The sequence below is a fragment of the Cupriavidus alkaliphilus genome, from assembly GCF_900094595.1.
Classification (GTDB): domain Bacteria; phylum Pseudomonadota; class Gammaproteobacteria; order Burkholderiales; family Burkholderiaceae; genus Cupriavidus; species Cupriavidus alkaliphilus.
The window spans coordinates 12,910-26,481 of sequence record NZ_FMAD01000018.1; the positions used below are offsets into that span (position 1 = coordinate 12,910).

14 protein-coding genes are annotated in these 13,572 nt (G+C 69.2%); 4 read left to right on the forward strand and 10 right to left on the reverse strand.

The features are described from left to right. Window positions 1-34 precede the first annotated feature (34 nt). The gene (glmU, locus tag GA0116996_RS26590; protein WP_092317703.1) at window positions 35-1,399 is read right to left on the reverse strand and encodes a bifunctional UDP-N-acetylglucosamine diphosphorylase/glucosamine-1-phosphate N-acetyltransferase GlmU; all 1,365 of its coding nucleotides are present in this window, start codon (window positions 1,397-1,399) and stop codon (window positions 35-37) included. A 302-nt stretch (window positions 1,400-1,701) separates the two neighbouring features. On the opposite strand from glmU, the gene GA0116996_RS26595 reads away from it, so the two are divergent. Further along, the gene (locus GA0116996_RS26595) at window positions 1,702-2,529 is read left to right on the forward strand and encodes a DUF6279 family lipoprotein (protein ID WP_167355556.1); all 828 of its coding nucleotides are present in this window, start codon (window positions 1,702-1,704) and stop codon (window positions 2,527-2,529) included. A 69-nt stretch (window positions 2,530-2,598) separates the two neighbouring features. Here GA0116996_RS26595 and ttcA read toward each other — a convergent pair whose 3' ends face one another. The 3 genes from ttcA to GA0116996_RS26610 all read right to left on the reverse strand — a co-directional run bounded on the left by ttcA (window position 2,599) and on the right by GA0116996_RS26610 (window position 4,945). Beyond that, window positions 2,599-3,525, reverse strand: coding sequence for a tRNA 2-thiocytidine(32) synthetase TtcA (ttcA, locus tag GA0116996_RS26600; protein ID WP_092317709.1), 927 nt, complete (start codon window positions 3,523-3,525; stop codon window positions 2,599-2,601). 109 nt (window positions 3,526-3,634) lie between these two features. Next, window positions 3,635-4,036 (reverse strand): dihydroneopterin aldolase, encoded by a 402-nt coding sequence (locus GA0116996_RS26605; protein ID WP_082818824.1) that lies wholly within the window; start codon window positions 4,034-4,036, stop codon window positions 3,635-3,637. A gap of 69 nt (window positions 4,037-4,105) precedes the next feature. Continuing rightward, window positions 4,106-4,945, reverse strand: coding sequence for an SDR family oxidoreductase (locus GA0116996_RS26610; RefSeq protein WP_092317712.1), 840 nt, complete (start codon window positions 4,943-4,945; stop codon window positions 4,106-4,108). Between the two features lie 15 nt (window positions 4,946-4,960). Between GA0116996_RS26610 and GA0116996_RS26615 the strand changes: the two genes are divergently transcribed. Continuing rightward, entirely contained in the window at window positions 4,961-6,160 is a 1,200-nt protein-coding gene (locus tag GA0116996_RS26615; RefSeq protein ID WP_092317715.1) for a class I SAM-dependent methyltransferase, read from the forward strand. Window positions 6,161-6,176: 16 nt separating this feature from the next. Then, complete coding sequence (locus GA0116996_RS26620; protein ID WP_012351539.1) at window positions 6,177-6,371, forward strand: DUF2905 domain-containing protein; 195 nt, start codon at window positions 6,177-6,179, stop codon at window positions 6,369-6,371. A gap of 27 nt (window positions 6,372-6,398) precedes the next feature. On the opposite strand, the gene GA0116996_RS26625 is transcribed toward GA0116996_RS26620, so the two are convergent. From GA0116996_RS26625 to GA0116996_RS26640, 4 genes are all read right to left on the reverse strand, one after another. Then, the gene (locus tag GA0116996_RS26625) at window positions 6,399-7,646 is read right to left on the reverse strand and encodes a multifunctional CCA addition/repair protein (RefSeq protein ID WP_092317718.1); all 1,248 of its coding nucleotides are present in this window, start codon (window positions 7,644-7,646) and stop codon (window positions 6,399-6,401) included. 56 nt (window positions 7,647-7,702) lie between these two features. Continuing rightward, on the reverse strand, window positions 7,703-8,401 hold the full coding sequence (locus GA0116996_RS26630; protein ID WP_092317721.1) for a glutathione S-transferase family protein: 699 nt from the start codon (window positions 8,399-8,401) through the stop codon (window positions 7,703-7,705). Between the two features lie 199 nt (window positions 8,402-8,600). Next, window positions 8,601-9,623: a complex I NDUFA9 subunit family protein gene (locus GA0116996_RS26635; protein ID WP_092317724.1), complete on the reverse strand. Its 1,023-nt coding sequence runs from the start codon at window positions 9,621-9,623 to the stop codon at window positions 8,601-8,603. A gap of 121 nt (window positions 9,624-9,744) precedes the next feature. Continuing rightward, window positions 9,745-11,709 (reverse strand): lytic transglycosylase domain-containing protein, encoded by a 1,965-nt coding sequence (locus GA0116996_RS26640; protein ID WP_092317727.1) that lies wholly within the window; start codon window positions 11,707-11,709, stop codon window positions 9,745-9,747. Window positions 11,710-11,812: 103 nt separating this feature from the next. Between GA0116996_RS26640 and GA0116996_RS26645 the strand changes: the two genes are divergently transcribed. After that, entirely contained in the window at window positions 11,813-12,391 is a 579-nt protein-coding gene (locus tag GA0116996_RS26645; protein ID WP_092317730.1) for a 5-formyltetrahydrofolate cyclo-ligase, read from the forward strand. On the opposite strand, the gene GA0116996_RS26650 is transcribed toward GA0116996_RS26645, so the two are convergent. Beyond that, window positions 12,388-13,146, reverse strand: coding sequence for a Mut7-C RNAse domain-containing protein (locus tag GA0116996_RS26650; protein ID WP_092317733.1), 759 nt, complete (start codon window positions 13,144-13,146; stop codon window positions 12,388-12,390). The genes GA0116996_RS26645 and GA0116996_RS26650 overlap by 4 nt on opposite strands. A gap of 49 nt (window positions 13,147-13,195) precedes the next feature. Continuing rightward, entirely contained in the window at window positions 13,196-13,555 is a 360-nt protein-coding gene (locus GA0116996_RS26655) for a TfoX/Sxy family protein (protein WP_092317736.1), read from the reverse strand. Window positions 13,556-13,572: the final 17 nt, after the last annotated feature.

Sequence of the window (13,572 nt, forward strand, 5' to 3'; positions counted from 1 at the left end):
TGTGGCGCCGCCTGGTGCAAGCGGCCCCTGGTGCTTACTGCTTCGGCTGCTTGACCGGACGCTGCCAGGCGTCGATGGTCAGCTGCTTGGCCCGCGACAGCGTCAGCTTGTCGGCCGGGGCCTCCTTGGTGAGCGTGGTGCCGGCGCCCAGCGTGGCGCCGCGGCGCACCGTCACCGGCGCCACCAGCTGCGTGTCGGAGCCGATGAAGACATCGTCCTCGATCACGGTGCGGTGCTTGTTCACCCCGTCATAGTTGCAGGTGATGGTACCCGCGCCAATATTGACGCGCGACCCCACCGTGGCGTCGCCCACATAGGCCAGGTGGTTGGCCTTGCTGTGTGCAGCCACCTGTGCATTCTTGACCTCGACGAAGTTGCCGATATGCACGTCCTCGCCCAGCTCGGTGCCGGGACGCAGGCGCGCGTACGGCCCGATGCGGCCCGCGGGCCCGACCTTGGCCTCGTCGACATGGCAGAACGGGTGCAGCTGCGCGCCGGCGCCGACGGTGCTGTTGCGGACCACGCAATGCGCGCCGATGCGCACGCCGTCCTCGAGGTGCACGCGGCCCTCGAACACGCAGCCGACGTCGATGGTGACATCGCGCCCGCAGGTGAGCTCGCCGCGCACGTCGATGCGGGCCGGGTCCAGCAGCGTCACGCCGGCTTCGAGCAGGCGCCGGGCCAGGTTGCCCTGGTGGATGCGCTCGACCTCGGCCAGTTGCAGCTTGCTGTTGACGCCCAGCGTCTCCCAGACCGCGGCAGGCTGTGCCGAAACGGTTTCGACGCCGTCGGCGACGGCGCGCTCGACGGTGTCGGTCAGGTAGTACTCGCCCTGGGCATTGTCGTTGCGCAGCGTCGACAGCCACTTGCGCAGGTGGCCGGTCGGGCACACGATGATGCCGGTGTTGATTTCGCGGATGGCCTTCTCGGCTTCGGTCGCGTCCTTTTGCTCGACAATGCGGACGATGCTGCCCGCCGCGTCGCGCACGATGCGGCCGTAGCCGGTCGGGTCGGGCATTTCCACGGTGAGCACGCCAAAGCGCTGCGCGCCGGCCTCGGCCACCAGTGCCTGCAGCGTCGCCGCGCTGGTGAGCGGCACGTCACCGTAGAGAACCAACGTAGGCTGGTTGTCGTCCAACAAGGGAAGTGCCTGCATCACCGCATGGCCCGTGCCCAGTTGCTGGGACTGCTCGGCGAAGGCGACATCGTCAGCGGCCACCGCCTCGCGCACGCGCGCGGCGCCGTGGCCGACCACGACCACCAGCCGCGACGGCGACAGCGCACGGGCCGTATCCAGGACATGCGCGAGCATGGGCCGCCCGGCTACCGGGTGCAGCACCTTGGGCAAATCGGAATACATCCGCTTGCCCATGCCCGCGGCGAGAATGACGATATTCACAAGGAGACCCCTAAGTGAGTGTGTCCGAAAATATTCTGGAAAACGCCGGCCGGATATTGGGCCCGGTGTTTGGCAAGGGGCGCCGCCGGGGCTGGCAAAAGCTTGCCGCCAGGCCTGCGCCTCTTCCCGCAAACCCTTGCCAGGACTCGGCTGGCGGGCAGCGAGCGAGCCCGGTTCCAATGCGCGGCGATTTTAACATGGCGCTTTCTGCCCAACCGGCCGAGGTTTCGGAATTTCACAATTGCTGGGCCCGGCGCATTTTGGTGATTCTGGGCGCCGCGGCCCTGTGCGCGTGCAGCGCCATGAAGCTCGGTTACCAACAGGGCGACCGCCTGGCGTACTGGTGGATCGACAATTATGTCGACGTCACCGCGGCCCAGGAGCCGCTGACGCGCGAGGCGATCGCGCGCTTCTTTGCCTGGCACCGCAAGGCGCAGCTACCGGAAATCGCCAACCTGCTGCAGGAGGCCAAGGCCGACGTGCGCCAGCCGGTCACGCCGGCGATGGTCGCGCACTTCCAGGACGCCTCGCAGGAACTGGCGCGCCGCTCCTTCGAGCAGGCCATGCCCGACATGGCCGACCTGCTGCTGACGCTGACGCCCGACCAGATCGCGCGCATGGAAAAGAAGTTTGCCGAGGGCAACGCCAAGTACCGCAAGAAATTCCTCAACGCGGACCCGGCCGAGCGCGAGGAAGCGCGCTTCGACAAGGTGATGGAGTACGCCCGCCTGGTCTACGGCGGCTTCTCTCCCGAGCAGGAGAAGGCGATCCGCGTCAAGGTCGGTCCGGTGGTGCAGAATGCCGAGGCACGCTATGCCGAGCGCGTCGCGCGCCAGCAGGAATGGATCAAGATGGTGCGCTTCGTGCAGGCCACGCAGCCGCCCAAGGCGCAGGTGATCGACCTGCTGCGCCGCTTCCGCGAATACTGGCAGAACCCGCCCGCCCGGCACGCCGCCAGCCACGAAGCCGGCAACAACGCCGGCATCGCGCTCACGGTGGCGATCGCCAACCTGACCACGCCGCAACAGAAGGCACACGCGCAGGATCGCTTCCAGAAGTGGATCGACGATACCCATGCGCTGATGCGCGAGAAGGCAAGTCCGCCGGTGCAGTCGGCGGCAACGAACTGACGCCGCCCCGTCCCGGCGCAAAAAAACGCCCGCGCAAGCGGGCGTTTTGCCGTCCGGGTGCCGCGGGACTTACTGCGTGCCGGCCGGCTCCGCCGCGGGCGCGCGCTCGAAGCGCACGAACTCCATGCGGTTTTCGTCCAGGCTGCCGGCAAACGTCAGCGGCTGCTGCTGGAACGTGGTTTCACCGAACAGCGAGGCCTCGTCGACCTTGGCCAGGCCGGTCGCCAGGCCGGTGAACGGGAACAGCTCGGTATCCGCCAGGTGCGACGGCACCACGTTGCGCAGCGCCGCGAAGATATTGTCGATGCGGCCCGGGTTCTGCCGCTCCCACTCCTGCAGCATCTCGCTGACCTTCTTGCGCTGCAGGTTTTCCTGCGAGCCGCACAGGTTGCACGGGATGATCGGGAATTCCATCGCGCGCGCGTACGACGCGATGTCCTTCTCCGAGCAGTACGCCAGCGGGCGGATCACGATGTGCGCGCCGTCGTCGGTGGCCAGCTTGGGCGGCATCGCCTTCATCTTGCCGCCGAAGAACATGTTCAGGAAGAAGGTGTTGACGATGTCGTCGCGGTGGTGGCCCAGCGCGATCTTGTTGGCGCCCAGCTCCTTGGCGGTGCGGTAGATCACCCCGCGGCGCAGGCGCGAGCACAGCGAGCAGGTGGTCTTGCCCTCGGGCACCTTCTCCTTGACGATCGAGTAGGTGTCAGCCTCGACGATCACATATTCGACGCCGACCGACTTCAGGTACTCGGGCAGGATGTGTTCCGGGAAGCCGGGCTGCTTCTGGTCCAGGTTCATCGCAATCAGCTTGAACCGGATCGGCGCGCGCTTCTGCAGCGCCATCAGGACCGACAGCATGGTGTACGAGTCCTTGCCGCCACTCATGCAGACCAGCACGGTATCGCCGTCCTCGATCATGCCGAAGTCGCCGATGGCCTTGCCGGTTTGCGATTGCAGCCTCGTCTCGAGGCGATAGAAGTTGTTTGAGTGGCTCATGGAGCATCCTGTTGCGTGGCGCCCGCCGGATGGAATGGCCGGCGCGGCGCGAAGGGGCAACATTTTACTTTAGGCGCCCGCGCGCTGCAGCGGGCGCCGGCAGGACCGCTCAGGCCTGCTTGATATGGAAGACCTCGACCCCGACCGAATCGCAATCCGGGTACACATCGGGCTTCTCGGTCGATACGCGCACCGCGCGCACCTTGGGATGCTTCAGCATGGCGCGCGCGACGTCGTCGCACAGCGTTTCCTGCAGGTGCACGTGGCCCTGCGCCATGCGCGCCGCGACGGTGTTGCGCATGAAGTCGTAGTCGACCACTTCGTCGAGCTTGTCGGCCTGCGGCGTGCATTCCTCCAGCGGCACGAACAGGTCGATATTGATCAGCACGCGCTGCTCGCCCTTCTTCTCGAATTCGTGCACGCCGATATTGATCTGCACTTCGTAATTGCGCAGGAACATGCGTCGGCAGTCCTGCAGGCTGGGGTGGGAAAGGGCGGCGAGCATGGTCATGGGCGGAAAACGAAAGGGGCAGTGTAAGACAGGGTTGCCGCGCCGGTCAGGCGCGGCCGATGATGCAGGTCATTCGGTCAGGAACATCACGTCGCGCGCCAGCGGCATCAGGTGCTGGCCGCCGTCGACGTACAGCGTGGTGCCGGTCACGGCGCGCGCGCGCGCCAGGTAGGCCACCGCCTGGGCGATGTCCTCGGGCGTGGAAGACTGGCCCAGCGGCGTCACGCGATGCGCGCGGCGGAAGCTCTGCTCCGACTGCTCGCCCGACACCAGCGTGATGCCGGGGGCCACGCCCACCACGCGCAGGCGCGGCGCCAGCGCCTGCGCCAGCTGCACCGTGGCGGTCTGCAGCGCAGCCTTGGAGAGCGTGTACGACAGGAAATCCGGGTTCAGGTTGTCGAGCTTCTGGTCGAGCAGGTTGATCACCACGCCGCGCGGCTCGGCGGCCTTGTTCGCGCCCTCCGCGCCCGCGGCCGCGGCCAGCGCCTTGTGCAGTTCCCGCGCCAGCAGCAGCGGCGCGGCCACGTTGGTGCGCATATGCGTATCCAGCGACGCATACGAGAAGCTGGTCGCCACGTCGTACTGGAACAGCGAGGCATTGTTGACCAGGCAGGTCGGCACGCCCAGCGCGGCGGTGCAGTCGGCCACCAGCCGGCTGGTGGCGGCCTCGTCGGCCAGGTCGGCGCGCAGCACCGCGGCGCGGCGGCCGAGCGCGCGGAGCTGCGTGGCGAGGGCTTCGGCCTCGTCGACCGAGCGATGGCAGTGCACGGCCACGTCCCAGCCCTGCGCCGCGAGTTCCAGCGCGATGGCGCGGCCCAGGCGGCGCGCGCCGCCGGTCACGAGGGCCACGCCGCGGGCCACGGCAGGCTGGGCACCGGTCTCGCCGGCGGGGATCTTGGATGCGGGCATTGCTACAATCGCAGGATGCAGAAAGCCGCTAGTTTACCCCTTCCCCCCGCCGACGCGCAGGCCGCTTCCGATACCCTTACGGCCCGTATTGGCGAATCGATCGATGCCGCCGGCGGCTGGATCGGCTTCGACCGCTACATGGCGCTGGCGCTGTACGCGCCCGGCCTGGGCTATTACAGCGGCGGCTCGGCCAAGTTCGGGCGCGATGCCCGCGACGGCAGCGACTTCATCACCGCCCCCGAGCTCAGCCCGTTCTTCGCCCGCACGCTGGCGCGCCAGTTCGCGCCGTTGCTGGCGCAGGGAATGCCGCGCCTGCTGGAATTCGGCGCCGGCACCGGCCGGCTGGCGGCGGACCTGCTGCTGGGGCTGGAACAGGAAGGCCAGTTGCCCGACACCTACGCCATCGTCGAACTGTCGGGCGAGCTGCGCGCGCGCCAGCAGGACACGCTGGCCCGGCGCGCGCCGCACCTGGCGGAGCGCGTCACCTGGCTCGATACGCTGCCGGCCGCCTTCGACGGCGTGATCGTCGGCAATGAAGTGCTGGATGCGATGCCGGTGCAGCTGTATGCGCGCCGCGACGGCGGCTGGCACGAGCGCGGCGTGGCGCGGGCCGCGCCGCAGGCCGATGGCGGCGCGCACGCGTTCCGCTTCGAGGACCGCCCGCTGGCCGATGCCGACGTGCCCGCGGCGCTGCGCACCATCCCCGGCGACCACGACCTCGTCACCGAAACCCATGCCGAGGCCGAGGGCTTCACGCGCGCGGTCGGCGCCATGCTGGCGCGCGGCGCGGCCTTCTTCATCGACTACGGCTTCCCCGGCAGCGAGTACTACCACCCGCAGCGCGCCGGCGGCACGCTGATGTGCCACTACCGCCATCATGCGCACCCGGACCCGTTCCTGTATCCCGGGCTGCAGGACATCACCGCGCATGTGAACTTCAGCGGCATCGCGCACGCCGCGGCCGATTCGGGGCTGACCGTGGCGGGCTTTGCCTCGCAGGCGCGCTTCCTGATGAACGCCGGCATCACCGACCTGCTGATGGCGCTGGACCCGTCCGACGCGCGCGCCTTCCTGCCGCAGGCCAACGCGGTGCAGAAGCTGCTGTCCGAGGCCGAGATGGGCGAACTGTTCAAGGTGATCGCGCTCACGCGCGGGCTCGACGACACCGAGCCGCTGGCCGGTTTTGCCCGCGGCGACCGCTGCCACGCCTTGTAACGGCACCGGAGCCGCCATGCTGCGCTGGACCCTGACCATCTTCCTGAGCGTGATCATCCTGTCCGCTGCACTGCCGTGGCTGCAGAAGGTCGGGCTGGGCCGGCTGCCCGGCGACGTGCGCTTCCGCGTGTTCGGGCGCGAGTTCGTGCTGCCGTTCGCGTCGACGATCCTGATCTCGCTGATTGCGCTGGTGATCGGCAAGCTGCTGTAGGACCTTCGGCCGCCTGCCAGGACCGGCTCACTCGCCCGGCTGCGCCCCGAGCCGCTGCGCCACCGCGGCGACCCGCGCGGCATGGACCCGGTCCTTGATCTGCGCCACGTCATCCGCGCAGGCGCGCGCGATCGCCCCCGCATCGACCGACGCCGCGGCCTCGCGCGCCGCCAGCAGGCGCGCGGCCTGCGGGTAGGCGTTGTGCTCCAAACCCTTGCGCCCGCGCTTGTCGGCCTCGCAGGCCTGCAGCGCCTGGGCGAAGCGCGCGGGCTTGCGCAGCGCGTCGCAGCGCTCCAGCAGCCGCACTACGGCGGCGGCGCTGAACTCCAGCGAGCGGTGGATGTTGCCGTGCTCGCGCGCCACCACTACCGCCAGGTCGCGGCACTCGTTGGGCACGCGCAAGCGCGCGCAGACCTCTTCCAGCAGCCTGACGCTGCGCAGCTCGTGGCCAATATGGCGCGGCAGCACGTCCGCGGGCGTGGTGCCCTTGCCCAGGTCATGCACCAGCGCGGCAAAGCGCACCGGCAGCGGCGCGTCCAGCGCGGCGGCGCAGTCGATCACCATCATCACGTGCACGCCGGTATCGACCTCGGGGTGGAAGTCGGCGCGCTGCGGCACGCCCCACAGCCGCTCCAGCTCGGGCAGCAGCCGCGCCAGCGCACCGCATTCGCGCAGCACCTCGAACATGCGCGACGGCCGTGCCTCCATCAGCCCGCGCGCCAGCTCCTGCCACACGCGCTCGGGCACCAGCGCGTCGACCTCGCCCGCGGCGACCATCTCGCGCATCAGGCGCATGGTTTCGGCGGCGACGTTGAAGTCGTGGAAGCGCGCGGCGAAGCGCGCCAGCCGCAGGATGCGCACCGGGTCTTCGGCAAAGGCGTCGGAGACATGGCGGAACAGGCGCGCGGCCAGGTCGCGCTGGCCGCCGTGCGGATCGATCACGGGCCCGGTCAGGTTGCCGTCGGCATCCACCGCGCGCGCCATCGCGTTGATGGTCAGGTCGCGCCGGACCAGGTCGTCTTCCAGCGTGACGTCGGGCTCGCAGTAGAAGGCAAAGCCCTTGTAGCCCATCGCGGTCTTGCGCTCGGTACGCGCCAGCGCGTACTCCTCCTGCGTGCGCGGATGCAGGAACACCGGGAAATCCTTGCCGACCGGGCGGTAGCCGGCGGCTTCCATCTCGGCCGGGGTCGCGCCGACGACCACGTAGTCGCGGTCCTGGCTGGGCTTGCCCAGCAGTTCGTCGCGGATCGCGCCGCCCACGGCATACACCTGCATGGTTATGGCCTTTTCATGCGCCGGCACGGGGCAGCCGCCCGGTGCCGGCGTTCTGGCTAGTGGTTGACGATGATCGCATCGGCCCGGTCCGGGGCCAGGCGGTACGGCTCGTCGTCGGCCAGGAAGTCGCGTTCCTCGCGCGCGCCGGCAATCCATTGCTGCATCGCCGGCAGCCCCAGCACGAAATCGGCATAGGCCTTGGCGTCTTCGCGGTCGTCCGGCAGGTGGATGCCGTAGGTGGCGAAGCGGCTTACCACCGGCGCAAAGAACGCGTCGGCGACGGTGAAGGTGCCGAACAGGAACGGCCCGCGCGCCGCATGTTGCTTGCGCAGCCCGTCCCAGATCGCGGCGATGCGCTCGACCTCGCGCTGCACCGCGACGTTCCAGCCGCGCCCGGGCAGCACCGCGGTCACGTTCATCGGCAACTGGCTGCGGACGTTGCCGAAGCCCGAGTGCATCTCGGCGCAGACCGCGCGCGCAACCGCGCGCTCGGCGGGGTCGGCCGGCCACAGCTGCTTGTCGGGGAAGCGCTCGGCCACGTATTCGGAGATCGCCAGCGAATCCCACACGGTGACATCGCCGTCGACCAGCACCGGCACCTTGCCCGCGGGCGAGTAGCGGGCGATCTCGGCGGCGAAGCTGCCGGTGAACAGGCGCACCTGCACTTCCTCGAAATCAATGCCGGCCTGGCGCAGCAGCAGCCAGGGGCGCAGCGACCAGGAGGAATAGTTCTTGTTGCCGATGACGAGCTTCATCGTGAGGTCCTTGGGGGAGGAAACGGAGGGAGAGACGGCACGGACGCGGGCCGCGATCCATGCGCCGCGGCCCGCGGCACGGCGAGGCCGCAGAGCGCCGGACCAGTCATTTTGCCAGCCTGGCCGCCCGCGTCAAAGTGAATTGCGCTCGCAACCGATATGAAATCCGGTCACATAGGCCGCGCCGCCCGGTGGCGCCTCAGCGGTGCACGCTGGCGCGCATGTGGGTCAGCGCGGCATCGCGGTTGCGTCCCGACAGCGCGTCGGTCATGACGGCCTCCAGGTGCACGGGATGCAGGTTCAGCTCCGGCGCCAGCGGGCGCTCCAGCACATTGTCGAGCTGCATCGAATCCAGGTTGTCGCGCGACAGCAGCGGTTCGCCCGGCATATGCTCCATGACCGCGGCCTGCACCCGCGCCAGCGCATCGGGCAGCGCGATCACCGGGCGCGGATGGCCCGAGGCGCGCCCGGCAAAGCGCACCAGTTCCTCCAGCGTATAGACCTGCGGCCCGCCCAGCTCATAGCCGTGGCCGATGGTGGCCGGGTTCACCATGGCGTTCAGGTAGGCCTGCACCACGTCCTGCACGAATACCGGCTGGAAGCGCGCATGCGCGCACGCCAGCGGCACCACCGGCGCCAGCTGTTGCATATGGGCGAACAGGTTGAGGAAATGGTCATCGGGGCCGAACACCACCGAAGGCCGGAAGATGGTCCAGTCGAGCCCGCTGGCGCGCACGATGCGCTCGCCGTCGCCCTTGCTGCGCAGGTACATCGACGGCCCCTTGCTGTCGGCGCCGAGCGCGCTCATATGCAACAGCCGGCGCACGCCGGTGGACAGGCATGACGCCACGATCTGCCGCACCAGCTCCACATGCGCGCTGGCAAAGGCTTCGCCGTAGGGCTCGGCACGCTCGCCGTGCAGTACACCTACCAGGTTGACGACGATGCCGTCGACGCCCAGCGAGCCGATCGCGTCGTCGAGCGCGGCATTGTCGGCCAGGCCCAGTTCCACCACCTCGACGCGCGGCAGCAGCAGCAGGTGCTGCGCATGCTCGACATTGCGCGTGCCGACCACGATGCGCTCAGGGGCGATGGGGGAATCGGGATTGGCGCCGGGTTCCAGCGGCGCGCCCGAGGCCGAGGCGGCGCCGGCCAGGCGCGAGACGAGATGGCTGCCGATAAAGCCGGCGCCACCGATGACGAGGACGTTGCTGGTCTGCATGTTGCCTCCGTGCCAGGAAAGAAGCACGCCGCGGCACCCGCCAGCCCGGGCCCGCGGCACTATGCCGGCAGGCCCGTCTTGCCCGCCCCATGCCGGAGCAGGCGGACCAGAACAGACGACTTCAGGGCAGGCTGGTGGTGGTCACCGCCGACGGCGCGACCGTGCCCAGGCGCGACTTCAGCGACTGCGGCCGGCCACTCATCAATGCAGCATAGTACGTAGCGTTGGAAAGCACATTCTTCACATAGCCGCGCGTTTCATTGAACGGGATGGTCTCTGCAAAGATCGCGCCTTCCACCGGCCGCGCCAGCGTGCTGCGCCAGGCCTTGGGCCGGCCCGGGCCGGCGTTGTACGCGGCCGAGGCGAGCGTCCACGAGCTGTCCAGGTCGGTCAGCACCATGTTCAGGTAATTGGTGCCGAGCTGGATGTTGATGGTGGGATCGCCCATCATCGACGGCGAAAAGTCGCTCATGCCGATCTTGCGCGCCACGTATTTTGCTGTCGCGGGCATCACCTGCATCAGCCCATGCGCCCCCGCCGACGAGCGCGCATTCATGATGAAGCGCGACTCCTGGCGGATCAGGCCGTACACCCATGCCATGTCGAGGCCGACCTCGTCGGTGGCGCGCTGCATGATGTCGCGGTACGGCATCAGGAAGCGCAACGCGAAGTCATGCTCGTTGCGGGTGCGGTCGGCCGAGTTGACGGTGCGGTCGAGCAGCTCGAGGCGGCGCGCATATTCGGCCGCGGCCAGCAGCTCGCGGTCGCTCATGTTGCGCAGCTCCCAGTTCCACTCGCGGTTGCCCTCGAAGCGCAGGTTCATGGCGTAGAACTTCTGCGCGCGCTGAAAACCGGGGCGCGCGCGCATTGCCATGGCCTCGGCGTCGCTGACGGTGGTGCGCGGCGGCAGCGTGATGCGGTTGCCCAGTTCCTCGCTGGCCAGCTGGCCGTAGAAATTGAACTGGCCGGCAATCTGCTGGAAGTTCTGCTGGGCCTCGGTGTCGCGGCCGTCGACCTTGAGCGCGCGGCCGTACCAGTAGGTCCAGGCCGGGTCCTTGGCGCGCAGCTCCGGGCGCATCAGCTCGACCGCCTGGCGCACCTGCTTCCAGTCGCCCTGGCGCAGCGCGGCGCGCACGCGCCATTCCTGGGTGTCGTCGGACAGCCACTGGTTGCCGCCCAGGTCCATCTGGCGGCGGTAGTAGCCGGCCGCCTCGGGCAGCAGCTTCTTGGCGGCGAACTGGCCGACCACACCCCACGCCGCGCCCTGCTCGTCGCGCGACAGCGTGCCCTGGGCCGTGGCCAGGTAGGCCGCCGCCTGCGACGGGTCGGAGCGCGCCATCTTGACGATGGTGGCCAGGGTGTCGCCGTCGGCGCGCGCCTCAGGTCGCGCATCAGGCAACAGCGCGGCGATCTTGCCGGCCAGCGTGACGTAGTTCTGCTCCAGCGCCAGGCGCGCCTGGAAGGCCACGTCGCTGCGCTGGATCTGCTGGCTCTGGACCAGGTAGCCGATCAGGTCGACGCAGCCTTCGCCGTAGTACCTGGGATCGCTCAGCACGGCGCGCGCGTCGGCCGCGACGTTCTGGCCCTTGAGCGCGCGCGACAGCAACGCATAGCACTCGACCTGGGTATCGTCCTTGAGCGCGAACTGCGGGTATTCGACATCGAAGTTGGCCCAGTCGCGCTTCTTGCCCAGCACCAGCAGCCAGTCATTGCGCATGCGGTCGGCAATCGCGTCGCCCTTGTAGCGCTGCAGGAACACGCGCACCTGGTCGTCCGGCGCATCGATACGGGCCAGGCCGCTGGCGTCGAACAACTGCGGCTTGATGCGGAAGTACTCGACATAGGACGGCACCGGGTAGTCCACCAGCGTGGCCGAGATCGCGTAAGCGCGTTCCACGTCGTTCTTGCGCGCGGCTTCGCGCAGCGCGGTGAAGGCCTCGTCGGGATCGCTGGGGATCACCGTCGACGGCGCGCGCGTGACCGCCTGCGGGCGCTTCTGCGCGTGGACGGGCGTGACAAGCAATGCACATGCGAGCGCGATCCAGGCGGCCCGCCCTGCACGCTGCAGATATACTCCCTTCAGCATTCTTCTTCCTTGTCGATGACGGCGGCGCCCGCGCCTGCACCGTGTGCCGAAAACCGCGGCGCCGCCGTCCGTGTTGGTTCGGACGAGGGCATTATCCCACGCCATGTCTTCCACTCCTGCGACTAGCTCCATCCCTGCCGGCGACCGCCGCGCGCTGCGCGCGCAGCTGCTGGCGCAGCGCGCCGCGCTGCCCGCGCGCACCGCCGCCGATGCCCGCATCGCCGCCGCGCTGTCCGAACTGCTGGCGGGCCTGGCGGTGCGCTGCCTGGGCTTCTACTGGCCGATCCAGCAAGAGTTCGACGCGCGCGCCGCGGTGGCGCAGTGGCTCGCCGCCGTGCCCGGCCGCCATGCCGCGCTGCCCTCGGTCAGCCGGCCCGGCACGCCGCTGGATTTCCACCTGTGGACGCCGGATACGCCCATGGCCACCGGCCACTACGGCATCCCGGTGCCCGACGGCACCGAGGCCGCCATGCCGGATGCGCTGATCATTCCCTGTGTCGGTTTCAGCCCGGACAAGTTCCGCCTGGGCTACGGCGGTGGCTTCTACGACCGCACCCTGGCGGCGATGGCGCAGCGGCCGGTGGCCATCGGCGTCGGCTACGATGCCTGCCGCATTTCTCTGCAGGCGCAGCCGCACGACATCGCCATGGACTGGATCGTGACGGAGTCGGGCGCGTTCTAGCCCGGAGCGGTCCCGGCGCCCTGCACCAGCTCATCGACCAGCGCGCGCATGCAGCGCCAGTGCGAGCCCTCCCAGAACACCCGCCGGCAGCGGTCACAGGTGACGAAGCTGCGATGCCGCGCGAGCACGCCGTCCGGCACGCGCCCGGCCGCGCCGGCGGGATCCAGCGCGTGCAACGGCGCATTGCAGTCCAGGCACAACGAAAACGGCCGGGCGCTGCGCGCCAGGTCCAGCCGCGCAAAGATCTCGCGCACCTGCTGGCGCGACTTGAGCGCGCGCACATAGCAGCCGTGCGTGATGCCGCGCCGCTTGAGCAGCTCGCGGTCGCGCGTCAGCACGATGCGGCCCTCGTCGACCGCGATGCGCTCGATCTCGCTGTCTTCGAAATGGTTGTCGTAGAGCGTGTCGAAGCCGGTCATGCGCAGCAGATGCGCCAGCCCGCCCAGGTGGGCGTCGGCAACAAAGCGCATCACGCGCAGCGGCTGCTCGCGTACCCGCAGCAGTGGGGACACGTCGATGCGTTCGAACTTGGGATAGACCGAGACCCGGTCGCCCTCGCACAGCTGCCGGTCGAATCCGCATGACTCGCCGTTGACCAGGATCAGCTCGACCTCGGTATGCGGCACGCCCAGCGCCTCGATCATGTGCTTGACGGTCGCGGCGCGCGCGCACGCGCAGGACAGGTCGCGCCGGCGCTGGTCCGGCGCGAGGAAGTCGTTCAGTTCCTCGTAGAAGCGGAAGGTGGCGGTGACCATGGGGCGAGTATGGCACCGATTCGGCGTGGCTTGCGCGCTGGCACAGCGCTCAGCCCGCATTCCCCAGCCGCAGCGCCGCCTCCACCGCGAGCTTTGCCCACGGCGTCATCGCCGCTGGCGATTCCAGTGCGGCGGGCGGCAGGCTGAGGTAGTGGCGCATGGTGACCTCGCGCCTGGCGGACTGGTAGCGGAAGGGCTCGCTGCCCTCGGCGTCGAACTTGCAGCGCGTGGTGTCATCCGCTTTCAGGTAGCAGGTACCGCCCGACACCAGCGCGAACATCAGCCCGTCATAGAAGAGGCCGTGGCCACCAAACATCCGCCTGGCCGTCACCGGCCCGATGCGCGCCGCCAGCGGCCCCATCAGCTCGAGCAAATGTTCGATGAAGGGATCGGGGCGGCGTGTGGCCATCAGCGCGGTCCCGGCGC

Excerpts from the sequence above, each read along its gene's own strand:
- GA0116996_RS26595 (WP_167355556.1), top strand. The coding sequence starts at position 1,702 with ATGAAGCTCGGTTACCAACAGGGCGACCGCCTGGCGTACTGGTGGATC.
- ttcA (WP_092317709.1), bottom strand. The coding sequence starts at position 3,525 with ATGAGCCACTCAAACAACTTCTATCGCCTCGAGACGAGGCTGCAATCG.
- GA0116996_RS26605 (WP_082818824.1), bottom strand. The coding sequence starts at position 4,036 with ATGACCATGCTCGCCGCCCTTTCCCACCCCAGCCTGCAGGACTGCCGA.
- GA0116996_RS26610 (WP_092317712.1), bottom strand. The coding sequence starts at position 4,945 with ATGCCCGCATCCAAGATCCCCGCCGGCGAGACCGGTGCCCAGCCTGCC.
- GA0116996_RS26615 (WP_092317715.1), top strand. The coding sequence starts at position 4,961 with ATGCAGAAAGCCGCTAGTTTACCCCTTCCCCCCGCCGACGCGCAGGCC.
- GA0116996_RS26620 (WP_012351539.1), top strand. The coding sequence starts at position 6,177 with ATGCTGCGCTGGACCCTGACCATCTTCCTGAGCGTGATCATCCTGTCC.
- GA0116996_RS26625 (WP_092317718.1), bottom strand. The coding sequence starts at position 7,646 with ATGCAGGTGTATGCCGTGGGCGGCGCGATCCGCGACGAACTGCTGGGC.
- GA0116996_RS26630 (WP_092317721.1), bottom strand. The coding sequence starts at position 8,401 with ATGAAGCTCGTCATCGGCAACAAGAACTATTCCTCCTGGTCGCTGCGC.
- GA0116996_RS26635 (WP_092317724.1), bottom strand. The coding sequence starts at position 9,623 with ATGCAGACCAGCAACGTCCTCGTCATCGGTGGCGCCGGCTTTATCGGC.
- GA0116996_RS26640 (WP_092317727.1), bottom strand. The coding sequence starts at position 11,709 with ATGCTGAAGGGAGTATATCTGCAGCGTGCAGGGCGGGCCGCCTGGATC.
- GA0116996_RS26645 (WP_092317730.1), top strand. The coding sequence starts at position 11,813 with ATGTCTTCCACTCCTGCGACTAGCTCCATCCCTGCCGGCGACCGCCGC.
- GA0116996_RS26650 (WP_092317733.1), bottom strand. The coding sequence starts at position 13,146 with ATGGTCACCGCCACCTTCCGCTTCTACGAGGAACTGAACGACTTCCTC.
- GA0116996_RS26655 (WP_092317736.1), bottom strand. The coding sequence starts at position 13,555 with ATGGCCACACGCCGCCCCGATCCCTTCATCGAACATTTGCTCGAGCTG.